General features: G+C 43.7%; 17 protein-coding genes. 6 read left to right on the top strand and 11 right to left on the bottom strand.

Features of this window, described 5'->3' with window-relative positions:
• Positions 1-15: 15 nt before the first annotated feature.
• The 3 genes from crcB to yneA form a co-directional block, all read right to left on the bottom strand.
• Entirely contained in the window at positions 16-381 is a 366-nt protein-coding gene (gene crcB / locus BBR47_RS16640) for a fluoride efflux transporter CrcB (protein ID WP_015891595.1), read from the bottom strand.
• A gap of 96 nt (positions 382-477) precedes the next feature.
• Positions 478-675: a DUF896 domain-containing protein gene (locus tag BBR47_RS16645; protein WP_007718933.1), complete on the bottom strand. Its 198-nt coding sequence runs from the start codon at positions 673-675 to the stop codon at positions 478-480.
• Positions 676-751: 76 nt separating this feature from the next.
• Entirely contained in the window at positions 752-1,087 is a 336-nt protein-coding gene (gene yneA / locus BBR47_RS16650; RefSeq protein WP_015891596.1) for a cell division suppressor protein YneA, read from the bottom strand.
• Between the two features lie 162 nt (positions 1,088-1,249).
• On the opposite strand from yneA, the gene lexA reads away from it, so the two are divergent.
• A complete protein-coding gene (lexA, locus tag BBR47_RS16655) occupies positions 1,250-1,873 on the top strand; it encodes a transcriptional repressor LexA (RefSeq protein ID WP_007718939.1) in 624 nt (207 codons plus the stop codon).
• Between the two features lie 50 nt (positions 1,874-1,923).
• On the opposite strand, the gene BBR47_RS16660 is transcribed toward lexA, so the two are convergent.
• Entirely contained in the window at positions 1,924-2,409 is a 486-nt protein-coding gene (locus BBR47_RS16660) for a DUF456 domain-containing protein (protein ID WP_015891597.1), read from the bottom strand.
• Positions 2,410-2,517: 108 nt separating this feature from the next.
• Between BBR47_RS16660 and BBR47_RS16665 the strand changes: the two genes are divergently transcribed.
• Both BBR47_RS16665 and BBR47_RS16670 read left to right on the top strand, forming a co-directional pair.
• Positions 2,518-3,093, top strand: coding sequence for a DUF4269 domain-containing protein (locus tag BBR47_RS16665; protein ID WP_015891598.1), 576 nt, complete (start codon positions 2,518-2,520; stop codon positions 3,091-3,093).
• Positions 3,094-3,180: 87 nt separating this feature from the next.
• Positions 3,181-3,861: a hypothetical protein gene (locus BBR47_RS16670; RefSeq protein WP_015891599.1), complete on the top strand. Its 681-nt coding sequence runs from the start codon at positions 3,181-3,183 to the stop codon at positions 3,859-3,861.
• Positions 3,862-3,948: 87 nt separating this feature from the next.
• Here the strand turns inward: BBR47_RS16670 and BBR47_RS16675 are convergent, their stop codons facing one another.
• Both BBR47_RS16675 and BBR47_RS16680 read right to left on the bottom strand, forming a co-directional pair.
• Positions 3,949-4,422, bottom strand: coding sequence for a GNAT family N-acetyltransferase (locus BBR47_RS16675; RefSeq protein WP_015891600.1), 474 nt, complete (start codon positions 4,420-4,422; stop codon positions 3,949-3,951).
• A gap of 216 nt (positions 4,423-4,638) precedes the next feature.
• Complete coding sequence (locus tag BBR47_RS16680) at positions 4,639-5,811, bottom strand: MFS transporter (RefSeq protein ID WP_015891601.1); 1,173 nt, start codon at positions 5,809-5,811, stop codon at positions 4,639-4,641.
• A gap of 356 nt (positions 5,812-6,167) precedes the next feature.
• On the opposite strand from BBR47_RS16680, the gene BBR47_RS16685 reads away from it, so the two are divergent.
• Positions 6,168-6,758, top strand: coding sequence for a TetR/AcrR family transcriptional regulator (locus BBR47_RS16685; RefSeq protein ID WP_015891602.1), 591 nt, complete (start codon positions 6,168-6,170; stop codon positions 6,756-6,758).
• A gap of 284 nt (positions 6,759-7,042) precedes the next feature.
• Here the strand turns inward: BBR47_RS16685 and BBR47_RS16690 are convergent, their stop codons facing one another.
• Positions 7,043-7,933: a GNAT family N-acetyltransferase gene (locus tag BBR47_RS16690; RefSeq protein ID WP_015891603.1), complete on the bottom strand. Its 891-nt coding sequence runs from the start codon at positions 7,931-7,933 to the stop codon at positions 7,043-7,045.
• 698 nt (positions 7,934-8,631) lie between these two features.
• On the opposite strand from BBR47_RS16690, the gene BBR47_RS16695 reads away from it, so the two are divergent.
• Positions 8,632-8,895, top strand: coding sequence for a CD3324 family protein (locus BBR47_RS16695; RefSeq protein WP_007718970.1), 264 nt, complete (start codon positions 8,632-8,634; stop codon positions 8,893-8,895).
• A gap of 157 nt (positions 8,896-9,052) precedes the next feature.
• Positions 9,053-9,691 carry a FusB/FusC family EF-G-binding protein gene (locus BBR47_RS16700; RefSeq protein ID WP_015891604.1) on the top strand — a complete coding sequence of 213 codons (639 nt, stop codon included), beginning with the start codon at positions 9,053-9,055 and terminating at the stop codon, positions 9,689-9,691.
• Between the two features lie 61 nt (positions 9,692-9,752).
• Here the strand turns inward: BBR47_RS16700 and BBR47_RS16705 are convergent, their stop codons facing one another.
• The 4 genes from BBR47_RS16705 to BBR47_RS16720 form a co-directional block, all read right to left on the bottom strand.
• On the bottom strand, positions 9,753-10,268 hold the full coding sequence (locus tag BBR47_RS16705) for an SRPBCC domain-containing protein (protein WP_015891605.1): 516 nt from the start codon (positions 10,266-10,268) through the stop codon (positions 9,753-9,755).
• A gap of 31 nt (positions 10,269-10,299) precedes the next feature.
• Positions 10,300-10,644, bottom strand: coding sequence for an ArsR/SmtB family transcription factor (locus BBR47_RS16710; protein ID WP_015891606.1), 345 nt, complete (start codon positions 10,642-10,644; stop codon positions 10,300-10,302).
• Between the two features lie 172 nt (positions 10,645-10,816).
• Positions 10,817-11,782 (bottom strand): SDR family NAD(P)-dependent oxidoreductase, encoded by a 966-nt coding sequence (locus BBR47_RS16715; RefSeq protein WP_173362203.1) that lies wholly within the window; start codon positions 11,780-11,782, stop codon positions 10,817-10,819.
• Positions 11,783-11,893: 111 nt separating this feature from the next.
• Positions 11,894-12,400, bottom strand: a complete 507-nt coding sequence (locus BBR47_RS16720) for a TetR/AcrR family transcriptional regulator (RefSeq protein WP_015891608.1) — start codon at positions 12,398-12,400, stop codon at positions 11,894-11,896.
• Positions 12,401-12,422 lie beyond the last annotated feature (22 nt).

Raw genomic sequence — 12,422 nt, forward strand, 5'->3', positions numbered from 1 at the left:
TGTATCGTGTACGTATCAGGACCATTGCCTAGCCAGCCATATTCCAACCGCACATGAAAGTAGACCGACTCCCAAACTGAGAAGAGCATATAATGTGCCCCGCAACAGATGTCCTTCTCCCCAAAAAGTGACCACTTCCAAGGAGAAGCTAGAGAAAGTCGTAAATCCTCCCATGACACCCGTTGCAAATAAGAGATAGAGTGTTGGAGATAAAATGCCACGTTCTTTCCCCAGCACGAACAAGATGCCAATGATCAAGGATCCACAAACATTGGCGATCCAGGTTCCCCACGGCCATTCCGGCTGATTTGCGAGTAAAGACAATAGGTAGCGCACAAGAGAGCCAACTGCTCCGCCAACCGCCACAGCTATCCACGCCATCGCTTTCCCTCCCTGGCTATCAAAGCGTTATGTATGTCACAGAAAAAGACACCCTAGCGTCAAGCGAGGATGTCTGTCGTATCAGTAATTGTTATCTTACTGTTTTGGCTTATTTTCTTCAAGGTCTTCCACATAACGGATGGAATCCAAATTTGCTCTCAGTGAAAGCTTAACGGCGTCAATGTACTTTTGGCGCAATGCTTTTTGCTCGAGCTTTTCCTCTTCGGTTAAACCTTCTTCGCGAGATTTTTTGACCAATTCGTTAATGCGTTTAATTTCTGCGTCAGATACCACTGCTGGTTCCTCCCACTCTGTAGTAGTGCCGCTTCATTATACCACATTCGAGTGATCCCGCAAGACAGCCGAACACTTACGGCATATCAGGCATGATCAGAGTCTGACCCGGGTAAATCCAGTTGCTATCCAAGCCGTTCGCTTCCTTAATTTCTATGATATAGTCACGAACATCCGTATGCTGATCTGAGTAGCGAACAGCTAACGACCATAGACTATCTCCGGATTGTACGGTTACTTCTATGCCTTGTGGCTCGTCCATTGGTGAAGCAGCAAACACTAGTTCGGTCAACAAGTAAAAAAAGAGAGTAAATGTAATAAGAAACAAGAGTGCTTGACCTCTCGTGATACCAAAACGAACACGACGTTCTTCTTTTTTCTCGAAACGATTACGTACTGTCGATGAATTCATGATAATGGCCTCCTTACAAACATACGTTCTGTTCTCTTGTAAGCTCATAATAAATGAGAACATATGTTCATGTCAACAACGAAACGAACTTATGTTTGTCGAACGCAAGCTCCCATGGTATAATATAGGAAAATATGTTCGAGAAATCAGGGGTGTCTTTCTATGTCAAAATTATCGAGTAGACAACAAGCCATCATCGAGTTCATACGAAAGGAAGTTCGTGATAAAGGATATCCGCCTTCTGTACGTGAAATTGGAGAGGCAGTTGGCCTCGCTTCCAGCTCAACGGTACATGGTCATTTGGCACGCTTAGAGAAAAAAGGCCTCATTCGTCGAGATCCTACCAAACCTCGCGCCATCGAATTGCTTTCAGATGAAGATCGTTTTCAAGACAATTTCGAAGACTCTGTCGTCCGTGTGCCAGTAATCGGAAAAGTAACCGCTGGACAACCCATTACAGCCATTGAGGATGTGGAAGAATACTTCCCGCTTCCAGACAATATCGTGACTTCCGACAAGGTCTACATGCTGCGCGTCTCCGGGAATAGCATGATTGATGCCGGGATTCTCGACGGAGACTACGTCATTGTTCGCCAACAGCACGTAGCGAACAATGGTGACATTGTCGTAGCTATGACAGAAGAAGATGAAGCGACCGTCAAAAGATTTTTCAAAGAAAAGAACCACTTCCGTCTCCAACCGGAAAATGCCACGATGGAACCGATCATTCTGGAGCATGTCACCATTCTCGGTAAAGTCATTGGTGTCTATCGCCTCATTCACTAGTTTCCACGTAAAAAAGGACAGCCTCGGCTGTCCTTTTTGTTTTCTATATGTTATCTGGCGATAAAAAACCAGATGATCATCGTAACTTGCAAGATGACTTTTACGACCGCACTGCCCAAAAATCCAATTAGTGAGCCTACCCCCGCTTTCACTGCTCGCTCCATTGACTGCTTCTGTACCATCAACTCTACGAGAACGACGAATACGAACGGCAAGATCAGCATACCAAACGGTGGGAAAACGAAAATCCCGAGGATAATTCCGGCGGCAGCAGCTATGGACGACCACTTGGACCCCCCGTACTTTTTCACAAAGTACATGTTCGTCAGCAAGTCAGCACCGTAAAGCAGAATGCTTAGAACGACCATTCCCCACCAAAAGGATGCCGGCAATCCCGCTCCAGGATCTGCAATGAAAAAGTGATAGAGCAAAAAGCCCCCCCACAACAAGATCGTATCAGGTAAAACGGGCAAGAAAATTCCTGCGATGCTTAGCAGGAACAATAACACAACCACGACCCACAAAAATATTTCCATCCACTACACTCCCTTCATTTAGGTATACGAGTGATTACCAATTTCGTTGCGCGTTTATTCACTTTTGTCTACACTATTTTAAAAGAAAGTAGACATGGGGGTAGTTTCATGAAAAATTGGCATGATCTCTCTTACCTGGGCAGAGGAACGATGCGCCAAAAAGCGGCGTGGAAAGCGATTCAACAGACGCATATCATGGAAGTACTAGCCGATTACCGTCCAGTGCTTGCCGGAACCATCCCATTGGACATTGATGTTGAGCAAAGCGATCTGGATATTATTTGTGAGAGTCGTGATCTGGATCAGTTTGAGCAGGTTGTCCGTAAAGCGTTTGGCTGCTTAACCAGCTTTGAAGTGACAAAACTCGATCTAAAAGGGATTCCCACGTGCGTTATTTCGTTTTTCACAGCTGGCTTTTGGTTTGAATTGTTTGCTCAACCGGTTGCAGTCGAAAAGCAAAACGCCTATCGTCATATGGACATCGAAGCACGATTATTACATATAGGGGGCTTGGATGCGTGTATACATATCAGGGCTCTGAAGCAAGACGGCCTCAAAACAGAACCTGCATTTGCTCGATACTTTCATATTCCGGGTGATGATCCGTATGAGGCCTTGTTGCAATTGGAGTCGTTGACCGAACAGGAATTACGCCAAAGAGTTCAGCCCCTACGAAAGGATTAATCTGCTAGCAAATCTATCAACTTGCTGGGATCATAAGGGGTAAACAGTGACTGGCGTTGCAACCGATCATTAAGGAGGACATACTATATGGATTGGCTGATAGAGCTACCGCTCCTCACTGGAGAGAATCGGGTAGAAACAAACGTCGACTTCTCATTTAAGAGATTCGAGTCAAGTGGGCTTCAGGAGCCCCCAGATTTTATCCATGATATCGTCCTGCAATGGGCCATCGCCCCTTTTGTTGTTCATGAACATACTGCTTATCGGATTCCGGCCCACAACGATCCCGAGATAGAAGCGTATGCTTCCGTCAATTTCACAAGCCTGTTTACGAAAGTACGGGGAATATGCACAAATGGAAAGATGGAGGAAATTAGGCTGGAGGATTTAAAGCCGAATATAAAGCGTTCTTTTATCGAATCGGTCATACATACAAGTAAGATTAATCCTCTGGTAAGCGATTTTTATCTACAGGGAGAATGTGAACGTAGTAATCTCCTAAGCATAAAGCTGTTCCAAATAGACAGGGATTCCTTTATCAAGCAGACTACCTACCTTCCCCAACCGGATCACAAAAGGCTCTGGGACTTTATGAATAGACCATTCAAAACGTGTGACGAGGTCTCCATATCCCCCACGAACTGGGTGCTCAGTGACTACCTGCTAGAATCCCCCTTTCTCCTATTTCTCTCACGCTATGCAAGTGAGGTTGTTTTAACGGTGAACGAAAAAGATCAGAATGTTACTATGGTTTCATTTAAAGAGTAATCAGGGCACTCAGCTGGCCGACGTAACCAGCTTCCTGTTCTCAGGATTACCGACTTTTTGTTTTTTGTATTCAGCTTTCGTCTCTCGTTAGCGTAAACTTTTCTTCATTCTAAAATTCATCAGCTTAGTGCTATTGCGTTCAACGATTTGCGATTTTACTACGATGTACCCTTTTCTTTCAAAAAAGGGTCTAGCGGTAATACTCGAATCGGTTTCTATTTCGGTTAGACCTAATTTTTTGGCTTCAGATTCAAGTGTGTCTACCAATGCTGAAGCAATTCCTTGCCCCTGATGCTCTTTATGAACAAATAATCTATCCAGGTAACCTTGTACACTCATGTCAGAAAAGCCCACGATATAACCATTCATTTCAGCAACATAGGAAATATTACTCGTCAGAGCTTTCAACCAGACCTCTTTCCTCTGCTTCAAATCCGCTAGGGAAGCCCAAGCATTTACTTGTTCTTGCGTGTAGTCTTGCTTATTTATGGTATGTACGGTCTCATAAAATAAAGTGATGATCTGGTCAATATCCGTCTCATGAAATCTTCGAAGTAGCATGGAAACTCCCCCTAGAGTATAACGTGGCTACCGAATCATGCCGGTAGCCGCGTCTCGTTTGTTTATTGTAGCATCGTTCCCCCGATAGTTTACGCTCATTTATTCACATGGATATGTACTTTTCGTTACCTTAACAACCACACCGCATTGTTGCGTCCAACAATTGGGGGCCGTTCATTTGCGGTCTGCTTTTTTGTGAAGAACTGAAAGATCACCTTACTCCACTGATTGAACCACCGAATGCCGTGATGCCATTCTGGATAATACAAACACAGCAATGATGGCGATGAGTACGCCGAGTACGCCGAACCAGGTAATGGATGCTAAAGAAACACGGTTAACGATCAGCCCGCCAATTCCTGCGCCGACAGCCATGGCAAGCTGCATCATGGAACTGTTCAAGCTCAGCATGACGCCCGTGGATTCAGGAACAAGCGAAACTAGGTTAAATTGCTGCGCGGGAGCAGATGACCATGCGGCAAAAGACCAGAGGATCAAAATGGCGAATACGGCAATGACCGACTGTCCGACTAAAGATAGCAAAATCAACGAAATGACGTGAAGCACCATCCCAGAAACGAGCGTGTATTTGATGCCATGTTTATCCGCACTGTAGCCGCCGACTTTCGAGCCAATCAAACTGGCAACGCCGAACACGAACAGAGCTGCGCTAATCAATGATTCATGTAAATGAGTTACCTCTAGCAGAAAAGGGGATAAGTAAGTATAGACGAGGGAATATCCTCCCAACCAGAAAAAAGTAATCGCTAAAGCAACCAAAACCTGACGTTTTTTTAACAAAGCAAATTGTTTGATCAGAGGGATAGGCTTGTCGCCCTGCATACGTGGTATAACTCCAGCAATGACAAGCATGGCCAAGCCCGCGACAATCGCAATGGCCAGAAATACCGCTTTCCAGCCAAAAGCAGAGGCTATCATTCTGCCCAGCGGGACGCCGATGATGAGCGATGCGGTAATGCCCATGGTGACGTTCGCGATGGCGCTGGCCTGCTTACCTGGCGGAGCAATTTTGGCGGCGATACTTAGCGCGTTAACTGTGACCACCCCGGCGCCTAACGCCGTAATGATTCTCGCGGTAATGAAGAAACCAAAGTCAGACATTATAAATGTCAGCAGGTTTGCGGCAATAAAGAGGCCCAGCGAATAAAGTAGGAGCTTAAGCCGGTCCATTTTGGCCGTCAGCGCCATCAAAATAGGAGTGCCGACCGCATAGGCCAGGGAATAAACCGTAATGAGCTGACCTGCTGCCGCAACGTTTGTTCCCAATGTTTCTGCAATTCGGTCTAATATTCCAGAAACGATGTAATTGGATGTTCCAACTAAAAAGCTGATCAAGGCTAGAACGTAAACTTTCCAAGTGCTCTTCATCATTCACACTCCTGATGTGTTTTATATAACTATCTTTTTGTCGATAACGAAAAAACGCCACGGCTGCATGGTAGTAGCTAAAAGAGCCAGCGCGGAGCTTGCCGTAATGTTTCGGTCTATTCCTCCCTCAAAATCTTGATCTCGGGATCATAGTTACAAACCGACATGGTTCCCTCCTCCTTTTGAAAAAACGGCATTCAGCATTTTGTGTCAATACAACATCAGTTGCTTGAACAACACTTGTTGTATTTGTATGCTATAATAGCAACCGAATGGTACGCAATCAGCAATAACCATAAACCGTTGTATAGACAACACCATTTCTATAATGTCGTTTTACTGGGGAGATCTTAACCATGACCATTAGAAAGAATGAAGCTGATCCTCGTGTGATACGTACACGGCGACTCCTTCAAGACGCTTTTGCTTCATTAATTCAAGAAAAAGACTTTGAATCGATAACCGTTAGGGATATTGCAGAGCGAGCTACTGTTAACAGAGCGACTTTTTATGCGCACTTTGTAGATAAATTCGAAATTCTTGAGGCCAGACTAATGGAATCATTTATGACAATCATGAATCATAGAATAAGCGGTCACGAAGGATTGAATGAAGAAACAATTCAGAGTATCTTTCTCGGGGTGTGCGAATTTCACATGGGTCTAAGCACTATGTGCAAAAGAAGAAATACATCGCTTGTACCTGTATTCGAAATTCGAATAAAGGAAAAAATTCAAACGATACTTCTTTCCTTTATAGATAAAGACAAGATGCTATCGACTCCAAACCAGCAATTCTTAATAAATACAGCTTCTGTCATGTTAAGTTGGGGGATGTATGGGGCTGCTTACGTTTGGAACAATGAAGGGCGTCTAATAAGTGCGGAATCATTTGTTAAACAGTCTTTGCCCTTAGTCATGAACGGAGCCAAAGAACTGCTGGGATAGGTCATTTTGTTGTGTATCACAATGAATCGCCCCGCCATTCTTGTGTGCTGTACGACGATCTGGCCTCAATCTGTTGATCATCCTTCCCGATCGTCGACTTGATGTGACCATCTGGGTGGATTCGTACATCCACCCTTCAGAAGGGGGATTAAAAAACTACCAGTCTTTATAAACTGGTAGCACATAACTCATATATTGTAATAATCACATTTGATCATTTTTCGGCAACCCCCGATGGCACGAAGCTATTTTACTGTTTCACCTACTGTGTCTTTTCAAACCTTTTATGCGTGGGAAGTAAGCGGAAAACGAAAATGTTCTGTCTCCATTTTTAACGAGGGGCGAACAAATAAGACATCATCGGTTGTTGTCATCCATGCAGATTGGATCTTTTCATTCTCACTATCCGGCATAAAGTGAAAATGAATGATCGTTGTCTCAGCGGTTATCAAATGAGAAATGACCATTTCTATATCAACTGGTTTTTTACTTACAACATCAAATACATGCAGTTGTCCATCTTCTCGTTCAAATAAGACAATCACATCCGCCTCTTCGAGATAATAGATCGCATCCCGAAAAACAAGCAAAAAGTAAAACATCAACAGATGCTCGCTATCTTTGATGCCTAGTCTCGTTGAAACGGGGATTCTTTTCGCAGCAAATTCCTTCATAATATCAAAATCAGCCTCATTATCAACATCCAGCTTACGCAAGACCGATTTTTGTTCCACGTGCTTTTTCAAATCGGTTGCCAATAAACGAAAACTACTTTCAGGTACTCTCTCAAATCCAAACTTCGGATAAAAATCGAGCACGGTATCATTGGCATACAAATAGATAAAATCGTATTCCTTCTCGCATATTTCAAGAATATGGTTCATCAATTTCGCTGCCAGCCCCTGGTTGCGATAGGCAGGATGCGTCATGACCGTTCCGATCTGAAGTGCCTTGTAGTCTTTTCCATTGGATGTCACGATCATCTTACTGGCAGAAGCGTTCGCAATAACCTGATCCCCATCCAAATAGGAATAGCAGACATAGTTGTCATTCCAAAAGCCCTTGTTATCCCATTCTCTAAAATCGAGCTGAAAGATCTGCTTGGCGAGGTCATTAAAGCTTTCCTTGTATGTTTCGATATGCTTGTAGTCACTAATCAATCGATATTCACGCATATAAAAACCTCCCGTTCTATTTTTTGTGCGGTTTGTCATCATCCATTCCTTTTTCGCAATCCCTTCTTTCCAAATAAAAAAGACCACAAGAAGAATTCTCTTCTCATGGTCAAATTTATCGTTGTGATGAAGATACCTATCCCGAACTGAATAGATATCATGCACAAACGTGAAATTTGTTTGAATGAGATATAATGCCTTCTAATCGCTTTTGAAAAAAGGAATAAAAAAGAAACCAAGGGCACGCCCTTCATTTAACCTTTTCCCATATAAAATTCATTCGAATTTTACTTAGCGATTATCAGTTTCATCATACTCAATCAAAACCTCTTTTCACATTCGATACCATTACTATATTTGACTTTCAAAAGGTTGTAAATGAACATTCAAAATCCACTCACATTTTTGTAAGTATCGTTATACAAAAAAGCCATTTTCTTATATAATTCAAATACCCCCTTTTTAAAAAAGGGGGACACCGTTTTCAAAATGGACCTCGAGGGGGGTGTACCAATGGCGAATGCTCTCAATTTGCCACATACCGCAGCGGCTCATGCAAAGCCTAGAAATAGTGAGGCGATACTTTGCATGAGGTGGTCTTCCGTTTAAACGAATCATCGCCTTCATTTGCGTATCTCATTTCCTATTTCTTGGCTTTGCCCCTTATTTGCCTATCTATAAATAAGGAGCGAGCAGAAATGAAATGTGTGAAAGCAAATTTAATCCTTCCTGAATCGTTACTCGCGGAAATTCAAAAGTACGTGCAAGGAGAAACCATTTATATTCCGAAGACAAAAGTAACCCATCAAAAATGGGGGACGCGCACTGGCGGAAGAAAACTCCTGGATGAGCGGAATACAGCTATTAAAAGCAGTTTTCGGGCCGGGACGGCTATTTCTCAGTTAGCGGAGGAATACTTTTTGTCTACAGAGACGATTAAAAAAATCGTGTATACCAAATAGACGTTTATAAAGCACTGAAGACCTTTTCATTAGGTTGTCAGTGCTTTTTTATGGCGAGTTTTTTTTGGAAATGTCCTTTCCCTTTCTCCTCACCTGCAAACACGCTAAAGTTAAAGAAGAACCCACCTTACAAGACAGAAACAGGAGGAACCGCAACATGGAACCTTTTATCCATACGCATCAATATCACTTCATTAAATCACGCGTTCAAGCAATCATGAACGCCTATGCGACCAGTACAGATGTCAACGTGATTCGTGCTCGAAAAGAAATCGCTCATGAAGAAGTCTTTCAATTGTTCCCAAACATGACGGAAGAACAAAAAGAGATTTTGCATCCGATTGACTCGATAAAAGAAAAGGCAGAAGGAAAGCAGTTTTTGAATCAGCTTTCACCGTTTGTAATTCCATTCCCTGCTATCACAGAGTCTTCCATTAAGAAGCTCTTTCCAAAAGTAAAGAAGCTAAAGGTATCGAATTTAGCTGAGATCGATTTTTCAGAAATCTCTTATCTGAGCTGGCTAGACACTGCGACGGAAAAGAAATTTATTGTTGCTTACCACGAAGGAAAACTGATTGGCATACACGGACAGTTTACAAATGTAAACAAAAAAGGCGTTTGTGCGCTCTGTAATCGCTTTGAGGAGATCGGCATGTTCATCCTTGAAGCCAAAGGTTCCGGGGATGGAACGTATTTGAAAAAAGGAAACTACATTTGCCAAGACAGCGTGTCATGCAATCAAAATATCATTTCGCTGGATAAGCTGAACGATTTTATTGCGCTAATGGTGAAATAAATCTGCTACTAAAAAGAAAAAGCCGCCGGGTCTTCATACCAGGCGGCCTTTCCTATTTCGCTTACTTGATCTCGTTCAGACTCTCTTCCAAACGATCCCACGTTTGGGTGATCCCCTCTAGCATCCCCATGTCCATGACAGTTTTGAGAGCTTCCGCAGATACATATTCAGATCGGCTGACCAGCTTCGTCTTGCCACCCAAATCGATGAATTCCATCATAACCTCTGTCGAAGGCATCGCATCGTTTGTGTTGCCTTCTGCATCTGAAAAGTAATCGGTATAGATGATTTTCTCGGGCTCAACTATTTCCTTATAAACACCTTTGCCCCAAGATTCCATGCCGTAAAAATCACCTTGATTCTTATCCACGCACTTCATGCAGTAGTGCCAAACACCACCTGGGCGGAAATCAACATGACAAACTGGGAGTTCCCAGCCTTTCGGTCCCCACCAGCGCTTGAGATGCTCAGACTCCTTAAACATCTTGAACACGAGATCTCTAGGCGCGTCGAATACACGCTCCAGTACCAGCACTCGCTCGTTCTCTACCCTTGAAACCATTGCGTTTCTTGACATAGTAATTCCTCCTCATTCTTTTGAATGAATCTCAAGCTTTTTCCTTGTTTTGCAGTTCCCGCAAATAGTCTTCCAGGTTATCAAATCTTTCTTCCATAACACGCTGGAATGACCTCACCCATGAATCCAACGCTCGGAAGGGCTCGGGCCTGAGTTTGTAAAATCGGCGGTTGGCTTCGGCCTTCACATCCACGATCCCATTGTCACTAAGCACCTTCAAATGCTTCGAGGCTTGGGGCTGGCGAAGCCCCAGTTGGTCAGCGATTTCCCCTACTGTCAGAGGACCGTCGCGCAAAAGTTCGACGATTTTCATACGATTTGGTTCAGCCAAAGCACTCAGCGTCGCCATGTCCATGCCCGGATTCATCCCTGACATGTCACTCACCTCGTTACATGATGGATTCTACGCTCATCTCATCCCCTTCAGCGTTATTGTGATCGTTTTGTTAGGTAAAATATACACCAAAGGGAATATTCCTGTAAAGGAATATTTAAAGAAATTCCGACGTGTCATTGTAAGTGATTAATCAATAACTGATTGCTATTATTTATTTCATAGAAGTACGATTCTGCAAATGTTGGATCGTTGCCGTTATACCCTCCTCGAAATTCGTCGCAGGAATCGGCCCAATAAGCCGTTTATATTTTTCTCCACTAAGAATCAACGGTTTTTCGGTTAAGTACAGCATCTCGACAACCTCCTTCATCACCGGGACGAACATCCCCAGCAAAGACAAACCCATTTTCCCAAGAGGAATGACAGGCTTCACGGTGCCACTTGCTTTTTGAGCAATTCGCACAATGTCTCGACCGGAAATGATGCCTCCACCTGGAATGTGCCAATTTTGTCCATAAGCAAACTCGCGGCAGGCCAACTCTACAATCATCTTCGCTGCATCAGGCAAATAAACAAACTCGCGAGGAACATGCATATTCCCAATAAAAATCCCAGGTTTTCCAGCCGCAATTGCTTCCAGTGTGGCCCCCAGATACGATGCTTGGTTAGCAGTAGGTCCGTAATAATCCGGTAGTCTGACAATCATCGTTCGATTATGATCCCAGCGATTGCTAAACAGCATTTGTTCAAATGCCAACCTGATTTTTCCTTTCTTCGTATGCGGTTGCTTTGGATGCTCCTCCGTCACTGGTTCCATCTGCTTTCTTCCGTATGGATAGATGCCGTCTACCGCAACTACTTTCATTCCTCTCTTGTTGGCGGCTTCCATGATCGCTTCGCCAAGTGGGATCAGCTTATTCACCATCTCGTGATAAGGAACGTTTGCACAATGAAATAGTACATCCGCTCCTTCCGATGCTGCTACGATGTCTGGAGACCGGAATGCATCCCCGACTGCTAATGACAAATGTGTTGGATTCCCCAATTCTGACGCCATTTGCTCTAGCTTTTGTAGAGAACGCCCAAAAGCAATCGTTTCAATCCCTCGATTGATCAGCTCTGTCAAAATTGCCGCTCCCGTTCCGCCTGTTGCCCCGACTACAATCGCTTTATTCATTCGAATCATCTCCACTTGTTTTATTTGTGATTGATCAATTACTAACTCATTTGAAGAATAACGCTTTAGTTAGTGATTAGTCAATAACTAATTATCTCAATTTTCCCTCCGTTATTCCTCCATCAATTCTGGCATGTCCAAAGCCACTGAAATATTACACAGCATTCCTCTTGCCAAGAAAATAAGCGTTCTCTCTTCCGGATTCGCGATGCCCGCTTCACGAAAAGCTGTTAGGACGATCTGACGAACCCCCCGAAATGCTTCGCGCATTGCCTCACGAATCAAAGGCTCTTGAATCGTCTGGGCTTGCATTTGAAGCAGTATTTCATTTTGATGCGAAGCCAAAATCTTTTCATATGCCTTAATTAAATCTGTTTCCAATTGCTCTTTGGATGCGGACTCCACAACGAGACGGAAAGAGTCGATGATCCGCTCCCACGATGCCTCTAATGCTGCCAGTAACAAAGCTTCCTTCGATGCAAAAAACTTGAAAATATATGGCTGAGAAATCTTTGCACGCTCTGCCACTTGCGCTGTCGTTGCCCGGAAATATCCGATTTCAGCAAAGACTTCAATGGCAGCAGAAATGATTTCCGTTTTACGATTGACCGACGCCATTTCTAGATCGTCTCCCTTTTAG

The sequence above is a fragment of the Brevibacillus brevis NBRC 100599 genome (assembly GCF_000010165.1).
In the GTDB taxonomy this organism is placed as follows: domain Bacteria; phylum Bacillota; class Bacilli; order Brevibacillales; family Brevibacillaceae; genus Brevibacillus; species Brevibacillus brevis_D.

Excerpts from the sequence above, each read along its gene's own strand:
- crcB (WP_015891595.1), bottom strand. The coding sequence starts at position 381 with ATGGCGTGGATAGCTGTGGCGGTTGGCGGAGCAGTTGGCTCTCTTGTG.
- yneA (WP_015891596.1), bottom strand. The coding sequence starts at position 1,087 with ATGAATTCATCGACAGTACGTAATCGTTTCGAGAAAAAAGAAGAACGT.
- lexA (WP_007718939.1), top strand. The coding sequence starts at position 1,250 with ATGTCAAAATTATCGAGTAGACAACAAGCCATCATCGAGTTCATACGA.
- BBR47_RS16660 (WP_015891597.1), bottom strand. The coding sequence starts at position 2,409 with ATGGAAATATTTTTGTGGGTCGTGGTTGTGTTATTGTTCCTGCTAAGC.
- BBR47_RS16665 (WP_015891598.1), top strand. The coding sequence starts at position 2,518 with ATGAAAAATTGGCATGATCTCTCTTACCTGGGCAGAGGAACGATGCGC.
- BBR47_RS16670 (WP_015891599.1), top strand. The coding sequence starts at position 3,181 with ATGGATTGGCTGATAGAGCTACCGCTCCTCACTGGAGAGAATCGGGTA.
- BBR47_RS16675 (WP_015891600.1), bottom strand. The coding sequence starts at position 4,422 with ATGCTACTTCGAAGATTTCATGAGACGGATATTGACCAGATCATCACT.
- BBR47_RS16680 (WP_015891601.1), bottom strand. The coding sequence starts at position 5,811 with ATGAAGAGCACTTGGAAAGTTTACGTTCTAGCCTTGATCAGCTTTTTA.
- BBR47_RS16685 (WP_015891602.1), top strand. The coding sequence starts at position 6,168 with ATGACCATTAGAAAGAATGAAGCTGATCCTCGTGTGATACGTACACGG.
- BBR47_RS16690 (WP_015891603.1), bottom strand. The coding sequence starts at position 7,933 with ATGCGTGAATATCGATTGATTAGTGACTACAAGCATATCGAAACATAC.
- BBR47_RS16695 (WP_007718970.1), top strand. The coding sequence starts at position 8,632 with ATGAAATGTGTGAAAGCAAATTTAATCCTTCCTGAATCGTTACTCGCG.
- BBR47_RS16700 (WP_015891604.1), top strand. The coding sequence starts at position 9,053 with ATGGAACCTTTTATCCATACGCATCAATATCACTTCATTAAATCACGC.
- BBR47_RS16705 (WP_015891605.1), bottom strand. The coding sequence starts at position 10,268 with ATGTCAAGAAACGCAATGGTTTCAAGGGTAGAGAACGAGCGAGTGCTG.
- BBR47_RS16710 (WP_015891606.1), bottom strand. The coding sequence starts at position 10,644 with ATGTCAGGGATGAATCCGGGCATGGACATGGCGACGCTGAGTGCTTTG.
- BBR47_RS16715 (WP_173362203.1), bottom strand. The coding sequence starts at position 11,782 with ATGAATAAAGCGATTGTAGTCGGGGCAACAGGCGGAACGGGAGCGGCA.
- BBR47_RS16720 (WP_015891608.1), bottom strand. The coding sequence starts at position 12,400 with ATGGCGTCGGTCAATCGTAAAACGGAAATCATTTCTGCTGCCATTGAA.